Origin of the sequence: Candidatus Xiphinematobacter sp. Idaho Grape, assembly GCF_001318295.1 — a bacterium.
Lineage (GTDB): Bacteria > Verrucomicrobiota > Verrucomicrobiia > Chthoniobacterales > Xiphinematobacteraceae > Xiphinematobacter.
Genome location: NZ_CP012665.1, coordinates 810997 through 836130, shown reverse-complemented (window position 1 = coordinate 836130; position 25134 = coordinate 810997). Strand labels below are relative to the sequence as shown.

General features: G+C 47.3%; 21 protein-coding genes and 2 tRNA genes. 12 read left to right on the top strand and 11 right to left on the bottom strand.

Translation table 11 applies throughout. The annotated features are described in order from the left end of the window. Window positions 1-117 precede the first annotated feature (117 nt). The 5 genes from AMD24_RS03940 to AMD24_RS03915 all read left to right on the top strand — a co-directional run bounded on the left by AMD24_RS03940 (window position 118) and on the right by AMD24_RS03915 (window position 7530). On the top strand, window positions 118-1161 hold the full coding sequence (locus AMD24_RS03940) for a DNA-directed RNA polymerase subunit alpha (protein ID WP_062100751.1): 1044 nt from the start codon (window positions 118-120) through the stop codon (window positions 1159-1161). 10 nt (window positions 1162-1171) lie between these two features. Then, window positions 1172-1567, top strand: a complete 396-nt coding sequence (gene rplQ, locus AMD24_RS03935; protein WP_062100750.1) for a 50S ribosomal protein L17 — start codon at window positions 1172-1174, stop codon at window positions 1565-1567. A 1307-nt stretch (window positions 1568-2874) separates the two neighbouring features. Beyond that, the gene (locus tag AMD24_RS03925; protein WP_235503184.1) at window positions 2875-3477 is read left to right on the top strand and encodes a D-sedoheptulose-7-phosphate isomerase; all 603 of its coding nucleotides are present in this window, start codon (window positions 2875-2877) and stop codon (window positions 3475-3477) included. Between the two features lie 875 nt (window positions 3478-4352). Next, on the top strand, window positions 4353-6014 hold the full coding sequence (locus AMD24_RS03920; RefSeq protein WP_062100747.1) for a 2-isopropylmalate synthase: 1662 nt from the start codon (window positions 4353-4355) through the stop codon (window positions 6012-6014). A gap of 322 nt (window positions 6015-6336) precedes the next feature. Then, window positions 6337-7530, top strand: coding sequence for a two-component system sensor histidine kinase NtrB (locus tag AMD24_RS03915; protein WP_062100746.1), 1194 nt, complete (start codon window positions 6337-6339; stop codon window positions 7528-7530). Window positions 7531-7585: 55 nt separating this feature from the next. Here the strand turns inward: AMD24_RS03915 and AMD24_RS03910 are convergent, their stop codons facing one another. Continuing rightward, window positions 7586-9358 (bottom strand): phosphoenolpyruvate carboxykinase (GTP), encoded by a 1773-nt coding sequence (locus tag AMD24_RS03910; protein WP_062100908.1) that lies wholly within the window; start codon window positions 9356-9358, stop codon window positions 7586-7588. A 540-nt stretch (window positions 9359-9898) separates the two neighbouring features. Here AMD24_RS03910 and AMD24_RS03900 point away from each other — a divergent pair. Further along, window positions 9899-10942: a hypothetical protein gene (locus AMD24_RS03900; RefSeq protein ID WP_062100744.1), complete on the top strand. Its 1044-nt coding sequence runs from the start codon at window positions 9899-9901 to the stop codon at window positions 10940-10942. 16 nt (window positions 10943-10958) lie between these two features. Here AMD24_RS03900 and AMD24_RS03895 read toward each other — a convergent pair. The 3 genes from AMD24_RS03895 to AMD24_RS03880 all read right to left on the bottom strand — a co-directional run bounded on the left by AMD24_RS03895 (window position 10959) and on the right by AMD24_RS03880 (window position 13535). Then, window positions 10959-11048, bottom strand: a tRNA-Ser gene (locus tag AMD24_RS03895). A gap of 13 nt (window positions 11049-11061) precedes the next feature. Then, window positions 11062-12027: an acetyl-CoA carboxylase carboxyltransferase subunit alpha gene (locus tag AMD24_RS03890; protein ID WP_320408893.1), complete on the bottom strand. Its 966-nt coding sequence runs from the start codon at window positions 12025-12027 to the stop codon at window positions 11062-11064. Between the two features lie 980 nt (window positions 12028-13007). Further along, on the bottom strand, window positions 13008-13535 hold the full coding sequence (locus AMD24_RS03880) for a hypothetical protein (protein ID WP_062100741.1): 528 nt from the start codon (window positions 13533-13535) through the stop codon (window positions 13008-13010). 163 nt (window positions 13536-13698) lie between these two features. On the opposite strand from AMD24_RS03880, the gene AMD24_RS03875 reads away from it, so the two are divergent. After that, window positions 13699-14967, top strand: a complete 1269-nt coding sequence (locus tag AMD24_RS03875) for a 4-hydroxy-3-methylbut-2-enyl diphosphate reductase (protein ID WP_256379092.1) — start codon at window positions 13699-13701, stop codon at window positions 14965-14967. Between the two features lie 63 nt (window positions 14968-15030). Here AMD24_RS03875 and AMD24_RS03870 read toward each other — a convergent pair whose 3' ends face one another. Next, window positions 15031-15387 (bottom strand): hypothetical protein, encoded by a 357-nt coding sequence (locus AMD24_RS03870; RefSeq protein ID WP_148565197.1) that lies wholly within the window; start codon window positions 15385-15387, stop codon window positions 15031-15033. On the opposite strand from AMD24_RS03870, the gene AMD24_RS03865 reads away from it, so the two are divergent. Then, window positions 15376-16206, top strand: coding sequence for a CbiX/SirB N-terminal domain-containing protein (locus tag AMD24_RS03865; RefSeq protein WP_062100739.1), 831 nt, complete (start codon window positions 15376-15378; stop codon window positions 16204-16206). The genes AMD24_RS03870 and AMD24_RS03865 overlap by 12 nt on opposite strands. Here the strand turns inward: AMD24_RS03865 and AMD24_RS03860 are convergent. Beyond that, window positions 16163-17191, bottom strand: coding sequence for a glycosyltransferase family 9 protein (locus tag AMD24_RS03860; protein WP_082383061.1), 1029 nt, complete (start codon window positions 17189-17191; stop codon window positions 16163-16165). The two genes, AMD24_RS03865 and AMD24_RS03860, sit on opposite strands and share 44 nt — an antisense overlap. A gap of 130 nt (window positions 17192-17321) precedes the next feature. Here AMD24_RS03860 and AMD24_RS03855 point away from each other — a divergent pair, with 130 nt between their 5' ends. Then, entirely contained in the window at window positions 17322-18425 is a 1104-nt protein-coding gene (locus AMD24_RS03855) for a glycosyltransferase family 4 protein (RefSeq protein ID WP_062100737.1), read from the top strand. Here the strand turns inward: AMD24_RS03855 and AMD24_RS03850 are convergent. From AMD24_RS03850 to AMD24_RS03835, 4 genes are all read right to left on the bottom strand, one after another. Beyond that, window positions 18414-19112 carry an HAD family hydrolase gene (locus AMD24_RS03850; RefSeq protein WP_062100736.1) on the bottom strand — a complete coding sequence of 233 codons (699 nt, stop codon included), beginning with the start codon at window positions 19110-19112 and terminating at the stop codon, window positions 18414-18416. The two genes, AMD24_RS03855 and AMD24_RS03850, sit on opposite strands and share 12 nt — an antisense overlap. Window positions 19113-19159: 47 nt before the next feature. Continuing rightward, window positions 19160-19684 (bottom strand): translation initiation factor IF-3, encoded by a 525-nt coding sequence (infC, locus tag AMD24_RS03845; protein ID WP_256379099.1) that lies wholly within the window; start codon window positions 19682-19684, stop codon window positions 19160-19162. Window positions 19685-19859: 175 nt separating this feature from the next. Then, window positions 19860-21704, bottom strand: coding sequence for a threonine--tRNA ligase (gene thrS / locus AMD24_RS03840; protein ID WP_062100906.1), 1845 nt, complete (start codon window positions 21702-21704; stop codon window positions 19860-19862). A gap of 48 nt (window positions 21705-21752) precedes the next feature. Next, a complete protein-coding gene (locus AMD24_RS03835; RefSeq protein WP_158404395.1) occupies window positions 21753-21944 on the bottom strand; it encodes a Trm112 family protein in 192 nt (63 codons plus the stop codon). An 897-nt stretch (window positions 21945-22841) separates the two neighbouring features. Here AMD24_RS03835 and AMD24_RS03830 point away from each other — a divergent pair. Next, entirely contained in the window at window positions 22842-23630 is a 789-nt protein-coding gene (locus tag AMD24_RS03830) for a MotA/TolQ/ExbB proton channel family protein (protein ID WP_062100733.1), read from the top strand. Between the two features lie 15 nt (window positions 23631-23645). Further along, window positions 23646-24077: an ExbD/TolR family protein gene (locus AMD24_RS03825; RefSeq protein WP_062100732.1), complete on the top strand. Its 432-nt coding sequence runs from the start codon at window positions 23646-23648 to the stop codon at window positions 24075-24077. A gap of 35 nt (window positions 24078-24112) precedes the next feature. On the opposite strand, the gene AMD24_RS03820 is transcribed toward AMD24_RS03825, so the two are convergent. Then, on the bottom strand, window positions 24113-24787 hold the full coding sequence (locus AMD24_RS03820; protein ID WP_062100731.1) for an NAD(P)H-dependent oxidoreductase: 675 nt from the start codon (window positions 24785-24787) through the stop codon (window positions 24113-24115). 186 nt (window positions 24788-24973) lie between these two features. Between AMD24_RS03820 and AMD24_RS03815 the strand changes: the two genes are divergently transcribed. Beyond that, window positions 24974-25045, top strand: a tRNA-His gene (locus AMD24_RS03815). Window positions 25046-25134: the final 89 nt, after the last annotated feature.

Below are 25134 nucleotides of genomic sequence, written 5' to 3'. Positions count from 1 at the left end.
CGAAGGCCTTCTAGATGCACTGGTGAAACAAGGCTCCGTTGTCTTCCCAGAAGAAAAGTGTTGTCGATACTCCAGTGCTTGTTCTGCTGGAAACCCAGAAAACAGAAATCCTAGTTCATGGTTACTCAATTAGGGCGCTTTGAAATGCCTAAGAGCCTTGTCCGAGACGAGGGAACAGCAACTGATACTTATTGCAAGTTTATTGCAGAACCTTTTGAAGCCGGATACGGACACACGGTTGGAAATTCGTTACGCCGAGTTCTTCTCTCCTCGCTGGAGGGTGCCGCTATCACTTCTATAAGAATTCAAGGGGCCTTGCACGAGTTCACTACTCTGCCAGGAGTAGTCGAAGACGTGGTAGACATTATCCTTAACCTGAAGAAAATTAAGTTCAGAGTGCACGACTGTGGAGTCCGTACTTTAGTTATCTCTGTAAATAAGGAAGGGCCTGTTACTGCAGCAGATATCCAACCTCATCAGCAGTGTGAAATTCTTAATCCTGAGCAGCATATTTGCATCCTTGACACGAAACAAAAATTTGAGGCAGAGCTGGAAGTCCACCTCGGGAGAGGGTTCGCAACTTGGGACGAAAATAAACGGAAAGATCAGCCTATCGGTGTTATCGCCATCGACTCAGTCTTTTCCCCAGTAGTTCGTGTCCGATACACAGTGGAAAATACTCGCGTTGGGCAGCGTACGGACTACGATAGGTTGATCCTCGAAGTTTGGACTGATGGGCGCCTAACTCCAAACGAATCTCTATTGCATGCCTCGGCTATTCTCCGTCATCACCTTGATGTATTTGTCAACTACGATGATAGCCAGGTTGTGTTCGATGAAACACCACAGGAATTAAGTCAAGAAAGCACGCGTGTAAAAAAGCTGCTTAATATGAGCGTCAACGAAATTGAGCTCTCTGTGCGTGCGGCTAATTGCCTTAACAACGCCAATATTACTACTGTAGGTCAGCTAGCTATGAAGTCAGAAACTGAAATGCTTAAATACCGTAACTTTGGAAAAAAGTCTCTCAATGAAATTAAAGATAAACTTTCTCAGCTTGGCCTAAGTTTGGGGATGAAATTTGAGCCGGGGCTTGTTGAGTCTTTCAGAGAAGAGAGGTCTGACTTAGAGAAGAAAGATCCGATCGCTACAGCTGAGTAGCATATTTCCCATGCGACATAGAAAAAAGATCGCCAAATTGGGGCGTACCACTGCACATCGCGATGCTCTGTTAGCTAATCAGGTGTGCGACCTGATTCAGCATCGGCGGGTCAAGACAACCCTCGCTAAGGCTAAGGCAATGCGCCCTTTTGCAGAAAAGATGCTGACCCTTGGAAAGCGGGCCAGCCTTGCTGCCCGCCGTCAAGTTATGAGCCGTCTTGTGCAAAAACGCGCCGTGAAAAAGCTCTTTGAGGAGCTCGTTCCGCGTGCTATGGATCGCAATGGGGGATACACTCGAATCGTGAGATTGGGGCCCCGTGCAAGTGACGCTTCCCCCATGGCTTATATTGAATGGGTAGATGCACCCTGTAATGAGGAGAAGGAGAAGTCTGGTCCTACAGAATAAAAAAGGTGGTAGCCTCTGGGGAGGGGTTTCAGGGCCCGTTCTTCTGCCGGATCATGGAAAACCCTTGGGGGCTTTTGTTGACATTCAAGCTCTTCCCGGGTTTCTACCTATCGGTGTGGTTTCTCCTGACTCGGTGGATACGAAAAGTTTAGGCGCTATTATCCATGGAAGCCCCTTAAAGAGCAGTTATTTTGGCAGGGGAGGTTTAGGTTAAAGGGGGATGCAGTGCTTCTTTTTACCCCTAAAAAAAAGAACGTCGGTTAGCTTTTCGTATTTTTGGACGCTAAGTTGTGTCCGGTTATAGTAGTTAGTCATGGCCCCATAGGAGTGCCCACCAGCGGAGGAGTAGCAACAAAATGCAGGGGGTCGTCCTCGAACATTTTCAGAAGCTCGAGGCGGAGAGAACTATCCACGAAAAGAAGGGAGTGGATCTCCTCTTACAGGCACACGCTAAAGTCTTCTGCTTGAAAAATGCCGAGGCAAGATTGCGGTACTCTCCGCTGGCCCAGGCGAAGGCAGCTATGCTCGCAGAATGAAGCATTTAGCTGAAAAACTGCAAGTTGGTGACAGGAGGTCCTGGACTAGTATGCTCGCCGGCCTGCTGAAGTGGGAAGAGCCTTTCATTTGCTGATGCTAAGAGAATTTCGGAATGGCTGTTGATTTCACGTAGAGTAAATATTTGGATAGAAATTCGACAAGACGGAGCGGTCTAGTAGGAAACGACAGTCTTCCGGATATCGCATCTTTTACTGAAAAGCATGGGTAGAAAGAAATTTCTGGTCAAGAGCATGTTGCCTGCACGATCTGCCGCTCAAACGTGTTTTAAGCACTGCTTTCATACCAAGATAAGCTGGCACACATTTCTCGCCCAAGAAAGACCCGGCAGTAAAAGGAATTAGAGGGATTGCTAGAGCCCCGTGTCAACTTACTCGTTAGAAGGTGACACTATATAAAAAATACGGGCTGCTGCTCTCTAAGAGACGGTTAGCGTTTACTTGGTACATTGACCAGTTTTATTATTGTCCGTTTCCTACCTAAGGAAATTTATGGAAACTTTGCTTACGTCGTTTCAGCCGTCCATTTTCTTTTGACTCTGAGTGAGTTAGAATGGACCGCTGTTTCCTGCCCGCCATTGGAATACACGCGGGAGAAGGCAGATATATTCTCAGACTGTTATCCGAATACCACTCTCTCAGCGCCCACGTTTTGGCTTTTGCATGTTTGTTTAGAGATTTCGTGGTCAGGTTCTTAACGAGCAGAGGGGGGATGCATGCTGCTGTGAAGAACTGTACCGGGTGGGTTTTTGCATGCCTCACATGAACGAAACGTCCTTTTACCATCTCTTTCGAAGAAGTGTTAATCTGCACCAATTGGTTCTAAACGCCCTGGTAAGAGACTGTAGTGCTCAGTTGGAGAAAATTGCGGAAATTTGGGTGGAGAGTTTAACCAGTGGAAAACGTATCTTGTTTGCTGGGAATGGAGGGAGTGCAGCAGATGCCCAGCATTTGGCAGCTGAGCTTGTAGTGCGTTTTTGCACGAACCGACGAGCCCTCCCTGGGCTCGCACTTACCACTGATACTAGCGTGCTGACGGCTTGTTCAAACGATCTCGGGTTTGAAAATGTTTTTGCTCGTCAAGTTGAAGCCCTCGGCCAACCAGGCGATGTTCTGGTAGCAATATCTACCTCTGGTGAGAGCCGCAACATAGTAGAGGCAGCGAAGATAGCACGCCTGAAAGGGCTAAAAGTAACTGTATTTTGTGGGAGGAAATCCTGCTGTTTAGCAGAGTTTGCTGATGTCATATTGGCAGCACCTTCAAACAAAACATCCTTTATCCAAGAGTGTCACATGATTTGTGGTCATATACTTTGTGAATGGGTAGAACGGGAATGCTGTTTTCTGAGTCCTTGATGCCATGCACACTATTCCTACACAGCAAGGGAAAGACTCTCCACGAAGAGTATATATGGCCTCGCTAAAGCTTTTACTTTGAAGAATCACATGGACCAACGCTTGTATTATTACTCCCAAACCATTAAACCCGTGACGGTTGCTTGTATTACGAGTCTTTAGAGCAAAGATTGAAGGGAGATCTTTTTATAATCTATACTGGAAGCCCTACATCTGCCCGCATCTCATGGAATTTGGAAATTAGGACAAGCGTGTGTGTCGGGAGAAACCTATCTCTACAAACCTAGACCTGATAACGTAGATAGAATCCAATTGGGAAGGAACTGCATTTAGTAGTTGGTACGCTGGTAGCTCATAATTGCCTGGGTGTCAATGGCATACGACAGAGGAGGGAGCCTCATAAAATGAGGACATATTGGACCCCAGTAGATTTAGATTATCTCTGCATTTTCCAACTCGTGGTAACGCCGAGAAATGTGAATGACTTTCTCTGTCTAGCAATGCAAACTGCTGCCCTGAGCGAAACCGCTTTTTTGCCTCACCCCCTGAAGGGGGAGGTGCTGGGAGGAAGGCTTCCTCGGAGAGGAATGATCTGCGCTGGGTATTTTAGCTTGTAGCTGCTCCGCTTTCTACTTAAGGAGCGAGTTTTGGAGGCAAGGCTTCATCGGGAAGGTACAGTGTGTTACCATGGGGATTCAACTGAAATTGCCCCTTTCAAGGAAGAAGAGAATAACTTACAGGGGTGGAGCAGTTACAAAAAAATGGACTTTATCCAGAAATGTGACGCTTTTTCCCCGAAAGAGAGTTTTTTGCTTTAAAATCAAACTTTGCTCGAGAATTTGCTTTCCCTCCCATATCATCCCGCTTGTTCTACCATGTTAGATAACCCCTCCCAAAAGTATGTTCGCTTTCATCCTATTACCTTTCAAGATCGTACCTGGCCGGATAGACTTTTGGATCACCCTCCAATATGGTGCAGTGTGGATCTAAGAGATGGGAATCAGTCTCTGGCCGTTCCGATGAGCATAGGACAAAAACTAGATTTGTTTCAGACTCTATCGCAATGCGGCTTTAAGGAGATCGAGATTGGTTTTCCAGCAGCATCCAAAACTGAGTATAGCTTTAATCGGCATCTGATAGAGGAAAACCGGATCCCCGACGACGTTACAGTGCAGGTTTTGGTCCAAGCAAGAAAAGATTTAATCGAAAGAACTGTGCAATCCCTTAAGGGAGCCAGGCGTGTTATTATCCACCTCTATAATTCGATTTCTCCAGCTCAACGACGGGCAGTTTTTGGTATGGATAAGCCTCAAATACTAGAGCTGGCCGTACAGGGCACTCGATGGATTAAGGAATGTGCAGACGCCTTGCTAAAGGAAACGGAAGTAATTCTGCAATATTCCCCAGAGAGTTTTTCTTGTGCTGAGGTCGACTTCGCCCGTGATATATGCGAGGCAGTGATGGTAGAGTGGGGGGCCTTTCCTCAACGAAAGATAATTCTCAATCTGCCTGCTACAATGGAAGTAGCAATGCCTAATGTTTTTGCTGACCAAGTGGAATGGTTCTGCCGAAATTTAGAACATAGGGAATCTGCGATCATCAGTGTGCATACCCACAATGACCGTGGTACAGGGATCGCAGCTGCGGAGCTTGCCTTATTAGCAGGAGCAGACCGTGTGGAGGGTACTCTTTTTGGAAATGGGGAGCGAACCGGAAATCTAGACATTGTGACTATTTCCTTTAACCTTTACATGCACGGTATCCACCCTGGCTTGGACTTGAGCCGCTTCAATGAACTAGTTGAAGCTTACGTACGCTGTACAGGCATGGCTATTCCTGTACGTCACCCTTATGCCGGTGAGTTGGTTTTTACTGCATTTAGTGGATCTCACCAGGATGCTATTAAAAAAGGACTGGCGGAGTGGGAAAAGGGTAGACGGAGCACTTGGGACGTCCCGTACTTAACGATTGACCCAAGGGACATCGGCAGAGAGTACCATGAAGTGATCCGGGTGAATAGTCAAAGTGGAAAGGGTGGAGTGGCCTTTTTGCTGGAGAGCGAGTGTGGCATTGAACTGCCGAAGGAGATGCAAAGGGAATTTGGCCCGATTGCCAATGACGAAATAGATCATCTCGGGCGTGAAGTAAGCTCTACGGAGCTGCGCGCAATCTTTTGTCGTGAATACGTAAATCTTGATACACCATGGAAGTTAGAGCGATTTCAGATGGAAGAAGATCCGGGGGGGCTTTTTCAGTGCCAGGCCACAGTCTTCCATAACACAAGGGCTATTCGCTTAGTAGGAAAGGCAAACGGCCCAATTGCTGCATTTGTCGATGCCATCAGAGAAGCAGGTGGGCCCCATTTCGAAGTTGCCTACTATAGGGAGCACGCTTTAGGATTCGGTTCGGAGGCGAGCGCCATTGCATATGTGCAACTTCTCTCTGGAAAGAAACACATTTGGGGAGCAGGGATAGACACCAACATTGAACTAGCTTCTATACAAGCAGTGGTTAGCGCATTGAACCGTCTAACGTAACTTTGTGGGTGTTACTGTTTGCGTAGTTTTAGCTCCAAAACGATCTGTTAACTAGAAAAAAGACGAATAGCGGCGCTGGGTATCTAAGTTTTCTCTCAACTTGTAGAAAACCCCGTACGCTACTTGTTCAGTTAGTGCGCCTCAGTCTCATGCGTTTAGGAAAAAATTTAGAGTACCTCGATGTACGTCAAGTTCCGCTGAAGCAAGCACGATCAAAGTGGAGGTGTTGAGTACACAACGACAAGTTTAGGATTGGAGCTTACAGTTTAGAGTACCCTACCAATACCTCATCGTTTTGGCTAAGTCTTAATTGTCTTGTTTTATGAAGCGCGCGTTCCTTGAGAAATTGCTAGGTCGGATTCCGCGTATTTCCCCTGGGGAGGTACAAGTCTATTTGGAGAATCTGGCACGGGAGAAGGGATTTTTAGAAACCATTTTTAATGCAATCCTAGAAGGTGTCATTGTTACTGACATTCAAGGCAAAGTTCTTTATCTTAACCGCTCGGCGTGCGCGTTTTTTGGAATCCAAGAAGATGCTAGTTTAGGGACTTCTGTTGGGGAAATTATGCATGGTCTTGATTTAGAAGCAGTCTCTGGTGCTACAGCAACTATAAGTGGAGACCTAGAAGTCTGTTATCCTCAGCATCGGTTTCTAAATTTTTATGTGGTACCACTGATGAGTGAGGCGGGAATAGAAAAGGAAATGCAGTTGGAAGGACAGGGAATTATTTTACGAGACATCACAGAAACACGTCGTATGACTCAGGCCACGATTGAATCTGAGCGCTCCTCTGCTTTAACTCTCCTGGCAGCTGGTATTGCCCATGAGATAGGTAATCCCCTCAATTCCCTAGATATTCATCTACAGCTCATGAAGCGCTGCATGAAGAAGTTGCCGAAGTCTCTCCGCATGGAACTAGAGAAATCCGTCGGTGTGGCTCGGCATGAAGTCGCCCGTTTAGATCAAATCACTACTCAATTTCTGCGAGCAATCCGCCCCCAACCTCTTAAGTTGGATGTGGAAAACCTTAATTGCCTGGTGCAGGAATCCGTTGCCTTCCTTCAGGTGGAAATTTCTAACCGCGATATCCTTGTAGAGCTTGAACTGGGAAGCACACTATTAAAGTTACGTGTGGACCGTAATCAGCTCAAACAGGCTTTTTACAACGTCATCCGTAATGCCTTTCAGGCTATGAAGACAGGCGGTATTCTACGGATAAAAACTGGAGTAGATGCATCTTGCGCCTTCGTCATTTTTTCTGATACGGGACCAGGAATTCCGGCAGAAAACATGTCGCATATCTTTGCGCCATACTTTACCACCAGAGAATCTGGATCTGGATTGGGACTTATGGTTGTCAAGCGTATACTCCAGGCGCATGGAGGAGAAGTTGGTATTGAAAGTATTGAGGGAAAGGGAGTAAGCGTTATTTTACGACTACCATGCACCGTCCAACGAACGCGCCTCCTAAACTCGGGTTGTCCCCGATCGGGGCTAAAAAGAGAGACAACATAGCCAAAACTATCTATAGCTTGCGGTTGTGATGTGACCCCCAGCCATAACGCGCGTTTTATAACCGGGCGATTAGCAGCTCGCGCTGATAGATGAGTTCCTTCGGAAGAGTAGGATAGATTTTCATGAAAAGTTCGCCCTGTGAGGTGAGTTCATGAAACCACTCCTCGGGATCAATCTTCATTAGTTGATCAAACTTCTCCGGAGTAACTTCGGATAGACCGGCCCAGTCCAGGTCTTGGTAGCTTGGGATCCAGCCAATTGGACTTTCCGAGGCTCCGGTGGAGTTTTTGCAACGCCCTATAACCCACTTAAGTATACGCATGTTTTCACTATATCCAGGCCAGAGGTAATTGCCGTCATTATCTTTTCGGAACAAGTTTACGTGAAAGATCCTTGGCGGAGTAGCAATGCGGCGGCCTATGTTCAGCCAATGCTGGAAGTAACTTCCCATGTTGTACCCACAAAAGGGAAGCATGGCCATAGGGTCGCGGCGAACTTGTCCCGTTTCGCCGAAGGCGGCAGCTGTCATTTCCGAGCTTACGGTAGAACCAATGTATACACCATGTATCCAATTAAAGGCTTCAAAGACCAGAGGTATCGTAGTAGCTCGACGACCACCAAAAATGATAGCATCGATGGGCACCCCTTGAGGATTATCTACCTCTCCTGCCAACATCGGATTATTGTACATCGAAGCTGTGAAACGGCCATTAGGATGTGCCGCCTTCTTTTCACTTTTTGGATCCCAAGGATTGCCTTGCCAATCGAGTAAATTATCTGGTGGAGTACCATCCTTACCTTCCCACCAGACATCTCCATCTAGAGTAACAGCTACATTAGTGAAGAGAGTGTCCTTTTCTATACAGCGCATAGCATTTGGATTAGACTGTCTGCTAGTCCCAGGTATAACCCCAAAGTAACCTGTCTCAGGGTTAATGGCGTGGAGTCGGCCATCAGAGCCTGGATGCATCCAGGCAATGTCGTCTCCAATAGTAGTAATTGTCCATCCCTGTAAGGCTTTTGGAGGAATCATCATGGCAAAATTAGTTTTGCCACAAGCGGACGGAAAGGCGGCAGCTACATAAAACTTCTCACCAGATGGGCTTTCTACACAGAGGAGAAGCATATGTTCAGCTAGCCATCCCTGCTTTTTCCCCAGCACAGAGCCGATGCGTAGAGCAAGGCATTTTTTTCCGAGGAGTGCATTTCCACCATAACCTGAACCAACAGAAATAATTGCGTTGTCTGTAGGAAAGTGGCAGATGAAACGCCGATCTAGGCTACAGTCTAACAGAGAATGGATACCGCGGTTAAAACCATTCTCATGAAACAGCTGCTGGTAGGCAACCGCTCCTACACGAGTCATAATGCGCATGTTAAGCACGACATAGATAGAGTCAGTCAACTCGATGCCAACTTTGCTCAATGTGGACTGGGGGGGGCCCATAAGGTAGGGAACGACAAAGAGGGTGCGGCCTTGCATACTACCTTGAAGTATCTCATAAAGTTTTTGATACATTTTCTTGGGCTCTGTCCAATTATTTGTAGGGCCAGCCTCCTCTTTATTCTCAGTACAGATAAAAGTATGCTGCTCAGCGCGTGCAACATCATTTGGGTGGGAGCGGTGATAATAGCAGCCAGGCCACTTTTTTTGGTTTAAAGGATGAAGGACACCTCCTTGCACTGCCTGGCTAAGTAGGTAACTTTTTTCCCCTTCCGTTCCATCACACCAAAAGATCATGTCTGGCTTAGTAAGCGAAGCAACTTTCTTAACCCATTCCAGAATAGCAGCATGAGTAGGCTGTGTACTTCCAAAGTGTGTGCTAATAGATGTCATGAACGCACTTTGCCCCTGAATATTCACTAGGGCAAGAAAGGAAGGTACAAACTGTTGATAGCTGGCCGGCAGTGCCATTTATCTCGTTTTTCGGTGGAATTGGGTGTGCCTTTTTTCTTTCGGAAAGGCAAATTGGATTGGCATTCTCTGGAACCTCTTTCCTGCCCCTAACCTTACTGCCTTAGCAGACACTATTCGACCGCTGTGCGCTGTGACCAACTATGGCGTTCCCTATGGTTTTCGTTTCGCGACACTAGCTGTTCTTAGAAGGTTGCGAATGGAACCTGAATCTGATAGTTAAAGAAACATCGCTGGGGATTGTGCTTGAGCAGGTGGTCACGAGTCAACATGGCTGCTTTTTCGCCGCGTCTTCCCCAGGGAGATATAACAAGTGGTGAATGTTATCGACTGGTCTCAGAAAAAAGTTTGGGGGACTCCTCAGAGGATTGCAGAAATTCGTCGCCGGCTCCAAATTTTTGAACCTAGTTGCGAGGCAGTTGGACATCATAGATCATCCGAGATGACATAGATTTGGAGGAACTTCAGAATCAGCGAGAGTTAAGCTTGGATGTTATCAACCCTGGTGGAAAAGATGCCACCCAGGATTTCTCGGGTGGACCACCCTCCCCTAGCGTATCAGCAGGGCATCCCCCGGTCAACTATCACGCCTACGCAGCATGTACTGGCGGGAGGTTCACCCGCCGGATGGCGGATATTCAAGCTAAAGTAGTTCTCGTACTACTAAGGGGTAATCTTTCTGATTCTTTACAAGTAGGAAAAAAATTTGTGTCTCGCAGGATTCCGTTCCTTATCTCCTGGAAGGAGGCTGGTTATCATCAAGTGGCTCAATCGCTTTCTCATACCCGTGTTTTCACACGATTTATGGAGATAGGCCGGATGGCTACTGGATTCCTTGCAAGTACCCCCTGGCTACTACCCGTTTACCGTGCAGTACACTTGACTCTTGGTGAGTTTATTCCTACTCCATATCCACTGGATTTTAAGGAATGGGATTTCCGCCTTCCCATCAGGGAGCGTTCCGGGATCTTTCTTGGAACACGGGAATTTTTCGTTCCCTCCAGGAATCATGCTGCAGCCGTTTTGTCTGCCTGCGAACTTGCATCTCAATTAAGAATGCACGTCACTTGCATCAATACAGAGGGAAGTCGCGGGTATGCTTTGCTACGGAGCATTGATGCTGGACGAGGTGTCTTGCAGATTATACAGGGGCGCCTTGCTTATAGCGACTATCTTAGGTTAATTGCTCAACATAAACTGGTTCTGCAATTTGACCGCAGCGGTGTTCCAGGTCAAGTTGCCGGTGATGCGGTGCTCTGTGGCGTACCCTCTCTGGGAGGAGGTGGAGCATTGGACAACCTCTTGAGTAGCGTATATCCAGCAAGTAGGAAAGACTTTGAGGAAACAATAGCATATGCTAGCCGGTTGTTAACCAGCTTACCTCTCTACACAGAAGTTATAGCGGCACTGCACCAAAGGGCCTTAGAGACCGTTTCCTTTGTCCGGTGCTCCGAAGCTTTGCGGAAGCTAGCAAAAGAAGCCATCCGACAACTCTGATACTGATAGTTAGTAGTGGAAGGGGTGGGATTCGAACCCACGGTAGGTGTTCTTCCTACGCTCGATTTCGAATCGAGTGCCTTAACCCAAACTCAGCCACCCTTCCAAATCTAGAGAACTTAATTTAATGGGGGGGATCTTTCCTCAGAAAAAATCCCTATTTTGCGAAATTTGGAATAGCGCTCACAAAGCAGTTGCTCCATAGGGAGTTTTCTAATACTCCTCAAAGCAGCAACAAGAGCAGATTTGAGGTAGTTGGCTGTTGCCTCAATATCCTGATGGGCTCCCCCAAAAGGTTCTGGAACGAGCTCATCTACAATCCCCTGTTTGTATAAATCGAAAGCATTGGCTTTTAGAGCTTCTGCGGCCTCAGGTGCATACTTACGGTGCTTCCAAAGGATGGCAGCGCATCCCTCGGGGCTAATCACTGAATAATAAGCATTCTCTAGCATGAGAAGGCGGTCGGCTACACCTATCCCAAGTGCTCCTCCTGAGCCACCCTCTCCAATAATGGCTGCTACGATCGGAGTACGTAGAACCATCATTTCCTGGATATTCACAGCGATGGCTTTCGCGATATGTCGCTCCTCGGCACCAATGCCAGGATAGGCACCTGGAGTGTCGATCAGCGCTACGATAGGTAGATGAAATTTTTCCCCCATGTGCATTAGGCGTAGCGCCTTGCGATAACCCTCTGGGTGCGGACTACCAAAGTTGCGGAGCAAGTTTTCTTTAACATTTCTGCCTTTTTGTTGGCCAATAACTACGCAGGGCATGCCGTCAATTTTTGCTAATCCACATGGCATGGACGGGTCGTCTCCAAAATAACGGTCACCCTTTAATTCGACAAAATCCGTAAAGACTTTTCGTATATAGTCCAGAAAATATGGACGAGAGGTGTGTCTTGCAAGCTGCACTCGTTGCCAGGCTGTCAGGTTTTCGTAATTCTCTCTGCTAGAATCAACAGGCTTCCGTCGCGTTTGCTGAATCTTTCCTTTGGGACGCACGCCACCTCCTTTGTTAGAGTGCTGAGCCAATTTTTTCAGCTTACGCTCTAACTTGGCTATCGGTTTTTTCAAAAACACGTGAGGGATAATACTAGTAGTACACTACCGAATAGTGACTAAAGTGCCACGGTGAATTAGCATGAACATTTCTTCAATATCAGGAGCTGCTAACACGATTCCTGCAGCAGGCTCCATTTCCTCCTGTGCAGGGCAGATTACCAAACCCGGCTTGTGCCAAGACGGCTAAACGTCTACTGCAAAGATAGTTTTTGTCCCCGAATGGGGTACGCTTCCCATCTCGTACAGCGAGCTTATCCTTCTGTCTGGAGCACTCCATATCGATTGGTCATCCGTATTGATACAATGGGGTATCCCTTTTAAAAAAAACCGACCGTGATTGAGAAGTGTTAGAGTACGACTTTTGCCGTCTATTAAGATGCTTATCGCAAGTTGTGGAACCAACAACTGTTGACCAACACGGAGATTGATATTTGTAAGATTGTTTACCCGAAAAATGAGCTCGGCGCTGCTCCCAAATTTAGAAGCAATGTGGGCAAGAGAGCCCCAAGCTACTACCATGTAGGATATTTTTTCTACTGGGAAGAAGAAGCGCGGAGAAAAGCCTGCCTGTATTGAGGTCTCCAAGCGCCTTTTTGACGTCAGCAATTTTTGCGAATTGGAGTGGGGGGATGTGTGTTAAGAAAGTCAATCAGGCTTCCCCTAGCTTTGGCAGTGTCCCCTAATCTTTTAAAGGATATTCATTACCCTCTCAAACGAAGCTAGGGTACAGTCCGAGGCAGCATTAGGCCCAGAAGATGCTTGTAGATGAACAAATCCTGGCTTCCTTCTCTGCTTGAAGAGCTGCTGAGGTTCCAAAAACTCTTGGTAGTACAAAAGCCATCCTCCTATGACAAGAGACGTGAGAAGAAAGACTACTAGCTTTGATAGCTCTCATCTCATCCAGATACCTCCCAGCACCTAGAGTACCGGCTGATGCTTGCCCTCCATGAAAGGTTCAAGACCGTTGATGTTGTAGGTGCTCGTTTTTATTGCCCTTGTCAGAGAAGCCCACGTCTTCTCCATTCTCCCACATTGTCAGGGGCAGACTGACGGATTAGGTCCATTGCAAACTTCAAGACGCACACCTCCCACGTGTCATCGACTCCTTCAATAAGGCTGTAAAGGGGATCACGATCTTCTTGGAATCTAGCAGCGAGTTGCTTTATCACTTCCCCAATCGGTTCATGGACAATTTCCTCTAAAAGATCCGTCTTTCTGAAGTGGAACCCATAGCGAAGGAATGTAAGATTCGCACTCTGCTGCAGTAACCAACTCGAAAAACCCTTAGCCTCTTCAGAGAATCCCTCTAACAGAACCTGCTTTAAGTGGTAAGGAGAAAGAATCTGAGGTCGGTCAGCTTCGACGCGTCCTTTTCTGATCCGAATACAGTTAACCCGGTCCATCAGCTCACTCACCAGTATGAAACGAAATGTAGTGGGCCCAAAGGTTGCAATTACCCTTTCAGGAGGAATAATCACCCGGGTATTTTCTATCGCATACTGAAAGTCAGATTCGCTGAACACCATTATTTTTTTTGGTAGACACGCCCGAAGCGGCTGCAGGGTATACAAAAACTCCTGAAAAGTGTACCTTTATTTTCTTAGCAGGCAACCCTTCGCGCTTTCCGCTTCAAAGGCTTTGTATCTCATTACCTTGCGCCGCAGGAAAGTGAACCATTTTAGGAAATAGTTGACATTCGTCCAACAGATAATTTATCTGGTCACTACAGTGAATCTCCGTACGCCAGAAGTGATGGGACGTGTTCAAGCCCAGGTGGAAGCGCACTATCAGAGCCCATTAGTGGAGTATATCCGGTCCCACGGAGGCACCTTTAAGTTAGGGTACACCACCATCCATCTGGCAAAAAAATTCGGGTTCTGCTACGGTGTTGAGCGCGCTATAGATCTCGCCTACGCAGCCCGCAAGGTCTTTCAGGGGAACAGGATTTTCGTCCTTGGCGAAATCATCCATAACCCGGAGGTAAACCGCCAGATGCGTGCGCTAGAGATTCAGAACCTCCTTGTCAATAAGACACATCCAGATCTTAGCATTCTTCGGCAGGAAGATGTGGTGATTGTCCCGGCCTTTGGTGTCCCGCTGTTACTTCTCAAGCGGATTAGACAGATTGGCTGCCGAATTGTGGATACCACTTGCGGAGATGTAATGAGTGTATGGAAGCGAGTGCGGCAGAACGCCAGCGAGAACATTACCTCCATCATCCATGGAAAGGCCTTTCACGAGGAAACTCAGGCCACAGCTTCCTATGCCCTGGGAAAGGATACCAACCACTACCTCATTGTCCTGAATTTGGAGGAAACGGAAACCCTCTGCGAGTATATACGAAAAGGAGGAAGAAAAAGTAGTTTTTTACGCTGTTTTCAAGGGGCCTATTCACCTGGATTTGATCCAGATCTCCATTTAGAAAGGGTGGGAGTGGCCAATCAAACTACCATGCTGCGAATGGAAACGGAGGAGGTTCAGCGCCGTGTTCGGAACGCCATCACAGGGCGCGATGGAGGCTCGGAGAGGAATTTTCGTTCCTTTGATACTATCTGTAGCGCAACCCAAGAACGCCAGGATGCCCTTTTTAGTCTACTTCATTCAAAGCAACTACATCTTCTTCTAGTCGTTGGCGGATACAACAGCTCCAACACGGCCCATCTCGCAGAGATTGGAAGTACGATGGAACTGCCCACGTATTTCATTCATGAAAGCCAGTGTTTAGAATCTGTAAACCTTATCCGTCACTTCCACGTCAGCCTTAAGAGAGAAGTAAGAACCCTGGAGTGGCTTCCCAGTATCCCTCTGCAAATCGGGATCACTGCAGGTGCTAGTTGCCCCAACAATCTTATCGAGGAGGTTATCCGCCGGCTCCTTTTCCTACGAGGAGAAGACCTGCAGCATGTGGGGACTCTCCCTGCTCATCCTTTCCAAAAAGCTGACCTGCTAAAGCTATAAACGACCACCCACCAATTTTCCCTTTCTCTACCCCTATGCATACCAAAATACACCAAATAAAGTTTAGACGGATTCCGTCTCGGAAAGGCCGGAATTTCTACGAATGCCTTCCAGGCGACGCTTCATCAGGCGCCTCGAGGTAGGGCGGTTAGCAACCCGGTCTATCACCCCTACAATAGCGGGGACGAGTGCAGCAATGCCGGCACCGATCAAAGCAAGTGCGGCTGGCTCACGAGCAGAACGCTTTACCTTCTCAGCAACTAGCAAACCCAGACCAAAACCCGTAATCACCTGTGACACAGCCACGGCCCCCATTATGGGGGTGTTTTGGCCAAACTTATAGCAAAGCAACCGAAGCATCCTGGCATTCGTAGAGGGTACCAATAGAGATTGCAATAAAAGAATTTTATGGCACTTCACGAGTCTGCTCTCGTTGTCGTAGGTCACGGTTCTACAGTTAACCCTGACTCCAGCATACCTACGCGAATCCATGCAGCTTGTATCCGGAAGCGCAACATTTTCCGCGAGGTAGCTTGTTGTTTTTGGAAGGAAGAACCCTCGATGCGGGAGGTGTATCATATGCTTGATTCCAAAGAAATCTTTGTTGTGCCAAACTTCATCAGTGAAGGGTATTTTACCAACACTATCATTCCGCGTGAGTTAGAATTAGAGGGTATCCTTACGAGGAGAGGCGGACGCTGTATTAGGTACTGTCCTCCAGTAGGGAGTCACCTAAAGATGACTGACCTGCTTCTGCGCCAGGCATCAGAGATTGCAGCTGGAGTTCCAAGGGAGCAAACTAGCCTTATTATCGTTGGACATGGAACCAAGCTCGATAGTAATTCAGCCGCCGCTGTCAAGAGACAGGTTTCCCGCATTAGCGCAACTGGCTTCTATCCACAAGTTATCTCGGCTTATATGGAGGAACCTCCTCTAGTATCAGAGTGGGATCAGCTTAGCAGGCACCCTTACGTGATAGTAATCCCCTTCTTCATCTCCGACGGACTTCATAGCTACCAAGATATCCCAATTCTATTAGGGATTTCCTCCGAAACTGGAACTGTAACAAGTCAGGCCGAAGTCCTTCGGAAAAACCCCTACACTCTGCGTGGCCGAAAATTATTCTACGGTAGTTCTGTTGGAACAGAATCGTTATTCGCTGATATCATTATAGATCAGGCGGTACAAATAGGATCTATCCTGGAGAGGGACATGCAATTCCAAGAGAGGAAGGAGTAATAGAAATATCTGCGAGCAAAGTATCGATGGTTGAAATAACCATGTCTACAGAAATATCTTCCATAGTCCCTTCTTGAGCTTGTGAAGAATGCGGAGCTATGCGAGATGGTGTCAGGACCCGCGAGTTCAGATTTCTAGGACGCCATTGAAAAGGGTTGGTAGGACCAAATAAAGCAATGCACGGTATGGATAAAGCGTCAGCAAGGTGGATTGGAGCAGAGTCTACTCCGCACAGCAAATGAGCTCTAAAAATGAGTGCAGCAAATTGGGAAAGATTTAACTTTCCTGTAAGGTCATGCCAAGGCGCTTTCTTATAGCTAATTAGACTTTTTAAAAACTGCCGTTCTTTGCAGGAAGAAGAGCCTGTTAGAAGGACTGGCAAATGGTGGTACTCACGGAGGTGACGAATCACAGTCAACCAACGCTCGTTGAGCCAGTATTTTTCCCTTCGGAATGTACCGGGATGGACGATGACAAATGGGGACGTAACGTGAAGTTTTTCTAGTAGAGCATCAGTTGTTTGGAGTACTCCTGTAGGTAGACGGATGAGCAAAGAGGTCTCTGTGCATCGTATGCCCAAAGGAGAGAGAAGGTCAGTGTGAAAGTCAGCAGTGTGTCGCTGGTTTGGAATGGAAGAAACAAAGGTATTGTAGATTTTTTTTCGGAATGGGCGCCACGCAAATTGGGAATAAGTGATTTTTAGCGGAGAGTTGACGAGAAAGGCAGCAAGTGCAGAACGATCACTTGAATTAAAGTCTAGGCAGACGTCATATCGCTCGCGAAGAAGGCCTATCCAAACGGAACTCCCTCCTCCCCGAAGGGGATGGATGCGATGTGCTGGTAGGCAGGGGAAGAGAGAAGAAAATGCCTTATCAACAGCAACATGGATCTCTGCCTCTGGATAGGCTCGTGTAAGGGCTGCAAGGGCAGGCGTAGTTAGGAGGAGATCTCCTATGCGCTTCAATTGAAAGCAGAGGATTTTCATCGGAACTTTATGGTGATTGGTGATAGATTGTACCAGGGCGATCCAGTGTTAGCGTCTTTTGAAATTATGAGGGAAGTTTTCCTAGCGGAATCCATTCTAGCCTACCAGGTCGAGTTTGGCCCCTCATAGTATGAGGATAGCCTTAGCCCGTCGTGGCTATTCTTCCACTGGTGGGGCGGAAGCATACCTATCTCGGTTGGTACAAGGGTTGGTAGATAATGGGGAGGAGGTGAGGCTTTACAGCTCAGATAAGTGGCCTGTGAGGGCATGGCCTTACGGTAAAGTTTGCTACATTCCTGGCGATACTCCCCTAAGATTTGCGCGTGCCCTTCATGCTCAAAAACGAGACTTTGACTGTCTATTGAGCCTGGAAAGAGTCTTAAGGTGCGATGTTTACCGTGCAGGGGATGGGGTACATGCATCTTGGCTACGTAGGAGAAAAAAGTTTGAGCCTGCGTGGAAAGCCTGGTTCCGTTCTCTTAATTCCAAGCACATGGAGATTTTAAGACTAGAACGGTCTGCTTTCGATCCCTATCGTACGGCGCTGGTAATTGCAAACTCACAGATGGTTCTGGAAGAGATTCTAAAGTACTATGACTTTCCAAGGGAGCGTATTTTGCTGATTCCAAATGGGTTTCAGCCTCAACCAGCTTCCTCAAGGGATCGCATGCGTATCCGAAACCAGTATGGTCTGTCTTCTAAAGAAACAGTAGTGCTTTTTGCCGGAACTGGTTGGAAACGTAAGGGATTACGCTTTGCAGTACAAGCGATCTATGCTTTGAAGGGGCAAGCAAAATTGCTGGTAGTAGGGCAAGGGCCCTCAAAAAAATATGCTCTTCCCCACACCATATTCGCTGGGCCCACCTCCTGTATTGCTCCGTTTTATGCAGCAGCAGACATTTTTCTTCTACCAACTATTTACGATCCCTCTTCAAATGCATGCCTGGAGGCACTTGCATCGGGGTTGCCAGTAATTACTACATTTTCCAATGGTTTTTCAGAGCTGCTCGAAAATGAGGAGCTTGGAAATGCAGTAGAGGTTGGCGATGTAGGCAGCCTTACTGCAGCATTAGAGCGATGGTTGCCGCAAGAGAAGCGTACAGCTGGCCGATACATGAGGATAGAGACCGCGGCAACCTTTTCCGTCGAAAAAAATGTGCGAAGAACTCTGGACGCGATTAGAATCGCGGTCAGCCTCCAAATTTGGACGTCAAGCTTTACTTCACCTGAGTAGTGAGTAAAGCACGCTGCTTGTATCCAGAAGGTCCTTGAAAAGAAAGTCTGGTTGAAATTGAGACAGTTCTTCCATAGAATGCTCCCCCGTGGCGACTGCCACGGTGTGCGCATTGATGGCTCTTCCGCAGTCAATGTCGCTTGGGGTGTCTCCGACAACGTAAATGTGCCCGGGTGGGAATTCGATTCCGTAGATTTTGCAAGCGCGGGTGCGAGCTACGTTTCCAAGCTCGTTGCGGTTGTCATGGTCGTCTGCAAAGGCACCAAACTCAAAGAAATGCCAAGCACCGTAAAATGTCAGCTTGATTTGGGCACCTCGCACGAGATTTCCAGTAAGGAGACCTAGCACACAGTCAGGACGCAGAGACAGATACTGGAGCAATTCTAGAACTCCTGGCATGAGATTTCCTGGATGGTAGTAGATACGCTCGCTAAGATGCCTAAGATATCCTTCTAGCAAGAAGGCAGTATTCTCTTGAGTAACCGGTATTCCGTTTTTGGCTAATAAAGCTTTAGCAACCGCCCCATCCGTAGCTCCAGCAAGAGGGATGCCGGTAAGGTCTTCTCTGATACCAAATTGGCTCTGCATGCTATCCCTCAGCGCATGCTTGCCGGCATGAGCAGAAGTAAGGAGAGTACCATCAATGTCAAAAAGAAACAGACGTCTAGAAGAAATTACTCTCTGCATCCATTAGCCATGTTTGTATACGCTTGTATATGCTCCTCTTCAGGGACTCAGTTTTCCTCTAAGAATTTCTTCTTACGCTTAGAAACAGGAAGTGGACTAAGAGTCATAGAGATTGCCCGTCCGATAAGCTTTGGCTCCATATCCACATGGGCCATGGTTTGCAGGTCAGCACGAACACGCTCTATCAGGAGCATGCCAAGTTCTTTATGAGCCATTTCACGTCCTCGAAATTGCAGGTAAATCTTCAACTTATTGTTTTTATCAAGAAAATCTTCGGCGTGGCGTAGCTTGGTACGGTAGTCGTGCTGGTCAATATTAACGCGAAACTTAATTTCCTTAACCTTACCACTATGAGGCTTGCGATCCCTCTCTTGTTTAGAGAGGTCGTATCGGAATTTACCATAATTTGTAATCCGACAAACCGGCGGGTTAGCCATTGGAGCAACCTCCACGAGGTCTAAACCTAGATCTTTAGCCTTACATATGGCATCCTCAAACTTCATCACGCCAAGCTGTTCGTTGGTAGAAGCTAGGACAACTCGAACTTCACTGGCACGGATGCGTTCGTTAATACGAATATACTGTGGATTAATAGGACCTCCTTGGCTAAATTAGCATCCTACCTTCTGCCCAACAAAATTCACATTCACACTGAGCTTACCAGTAGGAGCCGATGGTGCTGGCAAAGGCAGTTTCATACCATTGGAACGGAATAGGGTCAGGAACTCTCCCAAGCAAGCTGCTTCATTATAGACTGTAACTTTTAACTTCAAACTGGATTCGTTGCTGAAATTCACCGATGGACATAGTCCCTTCCCTGCCACGTTTTCGACTTCGCACAGAAACCTCTCCGGAGGCCTGCTCACTCCCTCCAACGATAAGCATGTAAGGAACTTTTTCTAGTTGGGCAAGACGAATTTTGGCACTGATCCTCTCAGAGGACGTATCTACTGAAGCACGGATATCAGACCCTAGCAATACTTCTGCAGTGGACTGGGCGAATGCAAAGAACCTATCCGATATAGGCAGGACGCGCACCTGCTCTGGAGCAATCCAAAGAGGAAAATTACCCGCAAAATGCTCGATAAGGATGCCCACAAAGCGTTCCAGTGAGCCAAGCGGGGCCCTATGAATTACAACAGGGGTATGCGGCTTTCCATCGCAGCCTATGTAGGACAAGCCACATCTTAAAGGAAGGTTAAAATCCACCTGAATGGTCCCAAGCTGCCACTCACGATTTAAAACATCCCTGACTACGAAGTCGGTTTTCGGTCCATAGAAGGCAGCCTCCCCCAATTCTTCTGAGTAGGTAATCCCTAACCTTATAGCTGCATCTCGGCAAGCCTTTTCAGCACGACTCCAGTTTTCAGAAGAGCCGATGTATTTTGTAGAGGGATCCCTCAGTCCTATCCGGACGCGATAATTTTGCATAGAAAAGATCTTTAGAACCTTATGAACGAGAAGGAGACAGCTTTGGATTTCTGCATCGATTTGCTCTTCGGTACAGAAAATATGGGCGTCGTCCTGAGTAAATCCGCGAACTCGTGTCATACCACTGAGTTCCCCAGACTGCTCCCATCGGTATACCGTACCAAATTCAGCAAGACGGATGGGAAGTTCTCGGTAAGAATGAGGATGTGAGGCAAAAATCCTCATATGCATTGGGCAGTTCATGGGTTTGAGAAGAAACCCATCTACTCTATTTTCCTGAAAGTAGTTGGTGAGCTCGGCACAAGAGCAACTTTCTTTTGCAAGAGTAAACAAGGTTTCATTCTCGATGAGGGGGGGGAACTGAGACTGTGCATAGTAGGGGAAGTGACCTGAGGTACGAAAGAGGCTTAGTCTTGCAACGTGTGGGGTAAAAACTTGCTGGTATTTTTGCAGTCGAAGCTCCTCACCAATAAAATTTTGGAGTTCCTGACGGATGATAGCGCCCGCTGGTGGCCAAAGAACAAGGCCTGGGCCAACCTCTTCATCAAGAAGAAAGAGAGATAATTCCTTGCCAAGTTTTCTATGGTCACGCCTTTTAGTCTCCTTTAATAGGGAAAAGTGGGCATTCAATTCTTCTTGTGTGTGAAAAGCCGTACCATACACTCGCTGAAGCTGAGCGTTACGCTCATCTCCCCGGTAAAAAACGCTGGCAAGGTGTGTAAGCTTGAAAGCTCCAAGCTCACTAGTAGTAGAGACGTGCGGCCCAGCGCAAAGATCTATAAAGTCACCGTTTTTATAGAGAATAATCGCCTCTCCTTCTGGGATATTCCTTAGAATATCGATTTTAAACTTACTGCTAACCGAGCGCTTACCCAAGGCGGCAAGCCTACCAATTTGACCAAGTTGCAAAGCCTCTTCGCGGCTAATTTCTTGAGATTCAAAGGGCTGGTTCATGTTAATGACAGTACGCATTTCCTCTTCGAGAGTAGGAAAGTCCTCTGGAGTAATCTGGTGACTCAGTTCAACATCATAGTAGAATCCATCTCTTACTGGCGGACCTGTAGCTAGTTGGGCATTTGGCCAGAGGCGGAGAATGGCAGTAGCAAGAACATGGGCACAAGAATGCCGGAGCCTTTCAAGATTGGTCATTTTATGCGTCATCTCGAGTTTGGACATGGAGAGTGAAAGGATATGCAGGGGAGCTCCCCTTTAAATGGTAATAGCCTCCTCGAGGAGGAGGAAGGGGATATCATCGCGTACGGGGTAGGCCACGTTGCCATCTTCACGGATGAGCGCGGCCTTCAGAGGCTGACAGACAGTCTGTCCTAGCTGATTGAGAAGTGTTCCAGAGCAGACGCGCAAATTGAGCTCCTCAAGTTCCAGTGCGCCAGCTTCTCTCAAAGGCTGGCCGCTTTTTGGACAACGGACAATATGCAACAAGTAGTTACTATCCACACAGAACACGCCAACTGGCAGAAGAAAGAAGCCACTAACCTGCCTCTGTCATAGGACTGAACTCCCCTTCCAGGTTACCCTGGCCTAGGCCGCTAGGTAGTCCTCAATTAGTCCAAAAGTCAACTCTGTCTTTATATTATTTGAAAATACAGCATGCGGACTTGGCCAGATGTATTCGACTAACAAACCTTGAGAAGATACCATTGGCCTCCTCCATGGATTCTTTGCACCCAAATATCAAGGCGAGCTACATATTCCGAACCTCCAAACGGAGGTGGAGCCACTGAATTCGGATATACAGGTTGGTCTAGATTGCTTTCCTCTCCAAGAATAAGCAAGCTAATGATAAGAGGCAGAACGTCCTGCCGATAGTGGCAGAGTGTTACTCTGATACGCTCACTAGTCGCTTGCTTGGGTTTTTTTCTTCAAAACGGACGAGCCTACCTGTGTGGTGTCAGTCACAATAAGGGTGAATTTCTTGGAGAATTTTCGGAGAAAGCGGCAGAGCCTATCGAGTGGTCGACTGAAGAGATTGCACCAGCAATTCCAGAAACGTCTGACTGTTTTAGATTTTGGTCTGAGTGACGTAATTTCCCACTCCGCACTATCCTTATCGGACAGTGATTCGTCACTGACAATCTGCGAGGAAATGTAAACTGATGTCGAAGTGAGTAACTAGAGTATCAGCAAATACCCATCCTGGGGAGGGAACACCTTTCAAGGTAAGAAATCAAGCTTCTCAGCTCATCTATGTAGTTTCAATCCTACAGTCTGCTTAATGCAGGAAAGGTAGCATTTCTTTTTCATTCCAGTTTAGGCTATAACCTACTAGCTCACTATGAAATGAGCACCGTCCTTTCTGACTTCTCCTTGTTACCCCTATTATTCATTAAGGCGCCCGAGTTTCAAATGGCAGTTGGACTGATGTATGTCCTTGGCGAAACTAGTTTCGTAGGGCGCGCTGTGCTTTCGACCCTTTTTCTTGCCTCAACCCTTAGCTGGTCAGTGGCTCTATATAAGCTAACCAGCCTTCGAGCAGCCAAGGAGAAAAATACCCGCTTTGTTGCGACATTTCGCCAGGATCAGTCTCCACTCAGAATTTATGAAGAGGGGATTCCCTTTGACGGATCACCATTATTTGAAGTGTACAAGGCAGGATGTGAGGAATTATGCTTCCAACTACTGGGCACCGCAACCGTAGATAAAGGGCTGCATTCCAGTGCTACAACAAACGCAAAGAAAATTTCTTCCAGGCAGATACGTCCCATTGTCACTGCTATGGAGCAGGCAACCGTGGAGTCGGCACTTCAGCTAGAATCCCTTATGACCATCCTTTCTACGGCTGTTAGCGGAGCGCCATTTCTTGGCTTACTAGGAACAGTATGGGGAGTTATGGATGTATTTGCAGGAATTGCTGTAGCCGGCAACGTGAATCTTATAGCCATGGCTCCAGGTGTTGCGGGGGCATTAACTACCACTGTCACTGGTCTGCTAGTGGCAATCCCTGCTATGTTTGCTTATAACTTTCTTATTGTGAATATTCGATCCATGATTGCTCAATGCGAGAATTTTGCGGCTGAGTTTTCTTCGGAGGTTGAACACCGATACGTAGTCTGCAGTGATTTACTGTAACTTGCAGCGGCAACTGTGAGAAGATTTTCTTCAAAGTTTCAACCCTCCATTGTTGGAGAACTCAATGTCACCCCATTACTAGACCTGGCATTTGTCCTCCTGATCGTTTTTATGGTTGCTACGCCATTCATGGAGAACAATCTGGACTTACTCGTTCCAACCGGCTCCTCTGCTAAGAAAAACACGCCGGTGAATCAAGTGCAAACTATCAAGGTCCGACGGGACTCCAGCCTGATTTTTAACGGAAAGCACGTTACTGCTGAGGAATTGGAAACGCAACTCCGCGCCTTGTATGCCAAGGATCCTGAAATCGCCATCATAATCCACGCTCATAAGGAGCTCTCTGTCCAAAGACTTGTCTACATTGTGGATTTGCTTGGTCGAGTCGGTATTTCCAAGGTAGGGGTGGTCGCCCGCCAAGAAAAGCACAGCAGCTACAAGCTATAAAATGCCACAAGTTAGCCTATCTAATGGAGAGTCAATCATATCCGCATGAGAACGTCAGCGGCTTTACGGCGAACTTTTGCCAACTGAGCATGTTGATCGTTTGTCTGGCGATAGCCTACGGGACAGAGAAGGACACTACCGTAGCCTGTCTTACGAAGATTTAAAACCTCGTCTACTTGTTCCGGAATAAAGCCTTCCATTGGGCAAGCATCTATCCCTAGGATGGCTGCCGTCGTTATAAACTGACCAAGCGCGATGTAAACTTGCCGCATGGCCCATTCGCGAAGAGAAGTCTGCGAGAGGCTGTTAACAAAACCAGCCACCATGTTTCTCAACTCCTTTAGATCTCCTGGAGAAATGTGGCGGACCCGGGCGGTGCGCGTCACAAGGGCATCTATATCAGAGAGATCAACTTGTTGCTTCGCAGTGAAAACCACGAGATGCGGAGCGGTGGCAACCTGTGTCTGATTTCTCGCAGCTGGGACCAACCTAGTACGTGTCGCTGAGTCGGTAACGATGAGGAACCTCCACGGCTCCATCCCGAAGCTAGAAGGAGAAAGAACAAGGCTTGCCTCTAGAACTTCCCACTCTTCTTCTGGAATTTTCCGGGTTAAATTAAACCTCTTCGTGGCGTAACGCCAGCGCAACTGAGTAAGTACATGCTCCTTTATGCTCAATTCTCTTTCCCCACCACAGCTACCATTAGCCATAACATATTCTTCTATTCAGGTAAACAAGAACCGTCTTCCTAGAAAGTATCTTTAAACAATTGACAAGAAAATTATGAGTATAAGACAATTGCACCAAGTTAGGTGCAATACCTCTTGCAGGAAGTGAGGGGATGCATGTGACCAGTAAGGTTTGCACGGAGCCGTGTGTTTTAATTTCTTCGGATGGTGGCTGTAGCTCAATGGTAGAGCTCCAGATTGTGGTTCTGGCTGCTGCGGGTTCGAGTCCCGTCAGCCACCCACCTAGGGAGGTGTTTTATACTGCACGGAGGGCTTCATCCCATCAATGGTAGATTAAGCAGGATGGCGAAGGGGGGCGTTCCGTGTGA

What these genes read in the sequence shown, in the direction of transcription:
- AMD24_RS03940 (WP_062100751.1), top strand. Translation starts at nt 118, where the DNA reads ATGGTTACTCAATTAGGGCGCTTTGAAATGCCTAAGAGCCTTGTCCGA.
- rplQ (WP_062100750.1), top strand. Translation starts at nt 1,172, where the DNA reads ATGCGACATAGAAAAAAGATCGCCAAATTGGGGCGTACCACTGCACAT.
- AMD24_RS03925 (WP_235503184.1), top strand. Translation starts at nt 2,875, where the DNA reads ATGCCTCACATGAACGAAACGTCCTTTTACCATCTCTTTCGAAGAAGT.
- AMD24_RS03920 (WP_062100747.1), top strand. Translation starts at nt 4,353, where the DNA reads ATGTTAGATAACCCCTCCCAAAAGTATGTTCGCTTTCATCCTATTACC.
- AMD24_RS03915 (WP_062100746.1), top strand. Translation starts at nt 6,337, where the DNA reads ATGAAGCGCGCGTTCCTTGAGAAATTGCTAGGTCGGATTCCGCGTATT.
- AMD24_RS03880 (WP_062100741.1), bottom strand. Translation starts at nt 13,535, where the DNA reads ATGGTGTTCAGCGAATCTGACTTTCAGTATGCGATAGAAAATACCCGG.
- AMD24_RS03865 (WP_062100739.1), top strand. Translation starts at nt 15,376, where the DNA reads ATGGCACTTCACGAGTCTGCTCTCGTTGTCGTAGGTCACGGTTCTACA.
- AMD24_RS03860 (WP_082383061.1), bottom strand. Translation starts at nt 17,191, where the DNA reads ATGAAAATCCTCTGCTTTCAATTGAAGCGCATAGGAGATCTCCTCCTA.
- AMD24_RS03855 (WP_062100737.1), top strand. Translation starts at nt 17,322, where the DNA reads ATGAGGATAGCCTTAGCCCGTCGTGGCTATTCTTCCACTGGTGGGGCG.
- AMD24_RS03850 (WP_062100736.1), bottom strand. Translation starts at nt 19,112, where the DNA reads ATGCAGAGAGTAATTTCTTCTAGACGTCTGTTTCTTTTTGACATTGAT.
- thrS (WP_062100906.1), bottom strand. Translation starts at nt 21,704, where the DNA reads ATGACGCATAAAATGACCAATCTTGAAAGGCTCCGGCATTCTTGTGCC.
- AMD24_RS03830 (WP_062100733.1), top strand. Translation starts at nt 22,842, where the DNA reads ATGAGCACCGTCCTTTCTGACTTCTCCTTGTTACCCCTATTATTCATT.
- AMD24_RS03820 (WP_062100731.1), bottom strand. Translation starts at nt 24,787, where the DNA reads ATGGCTAATGGTAGCTGTGGTGGGGAAAGAGAATTGAGCATAAAGGAG.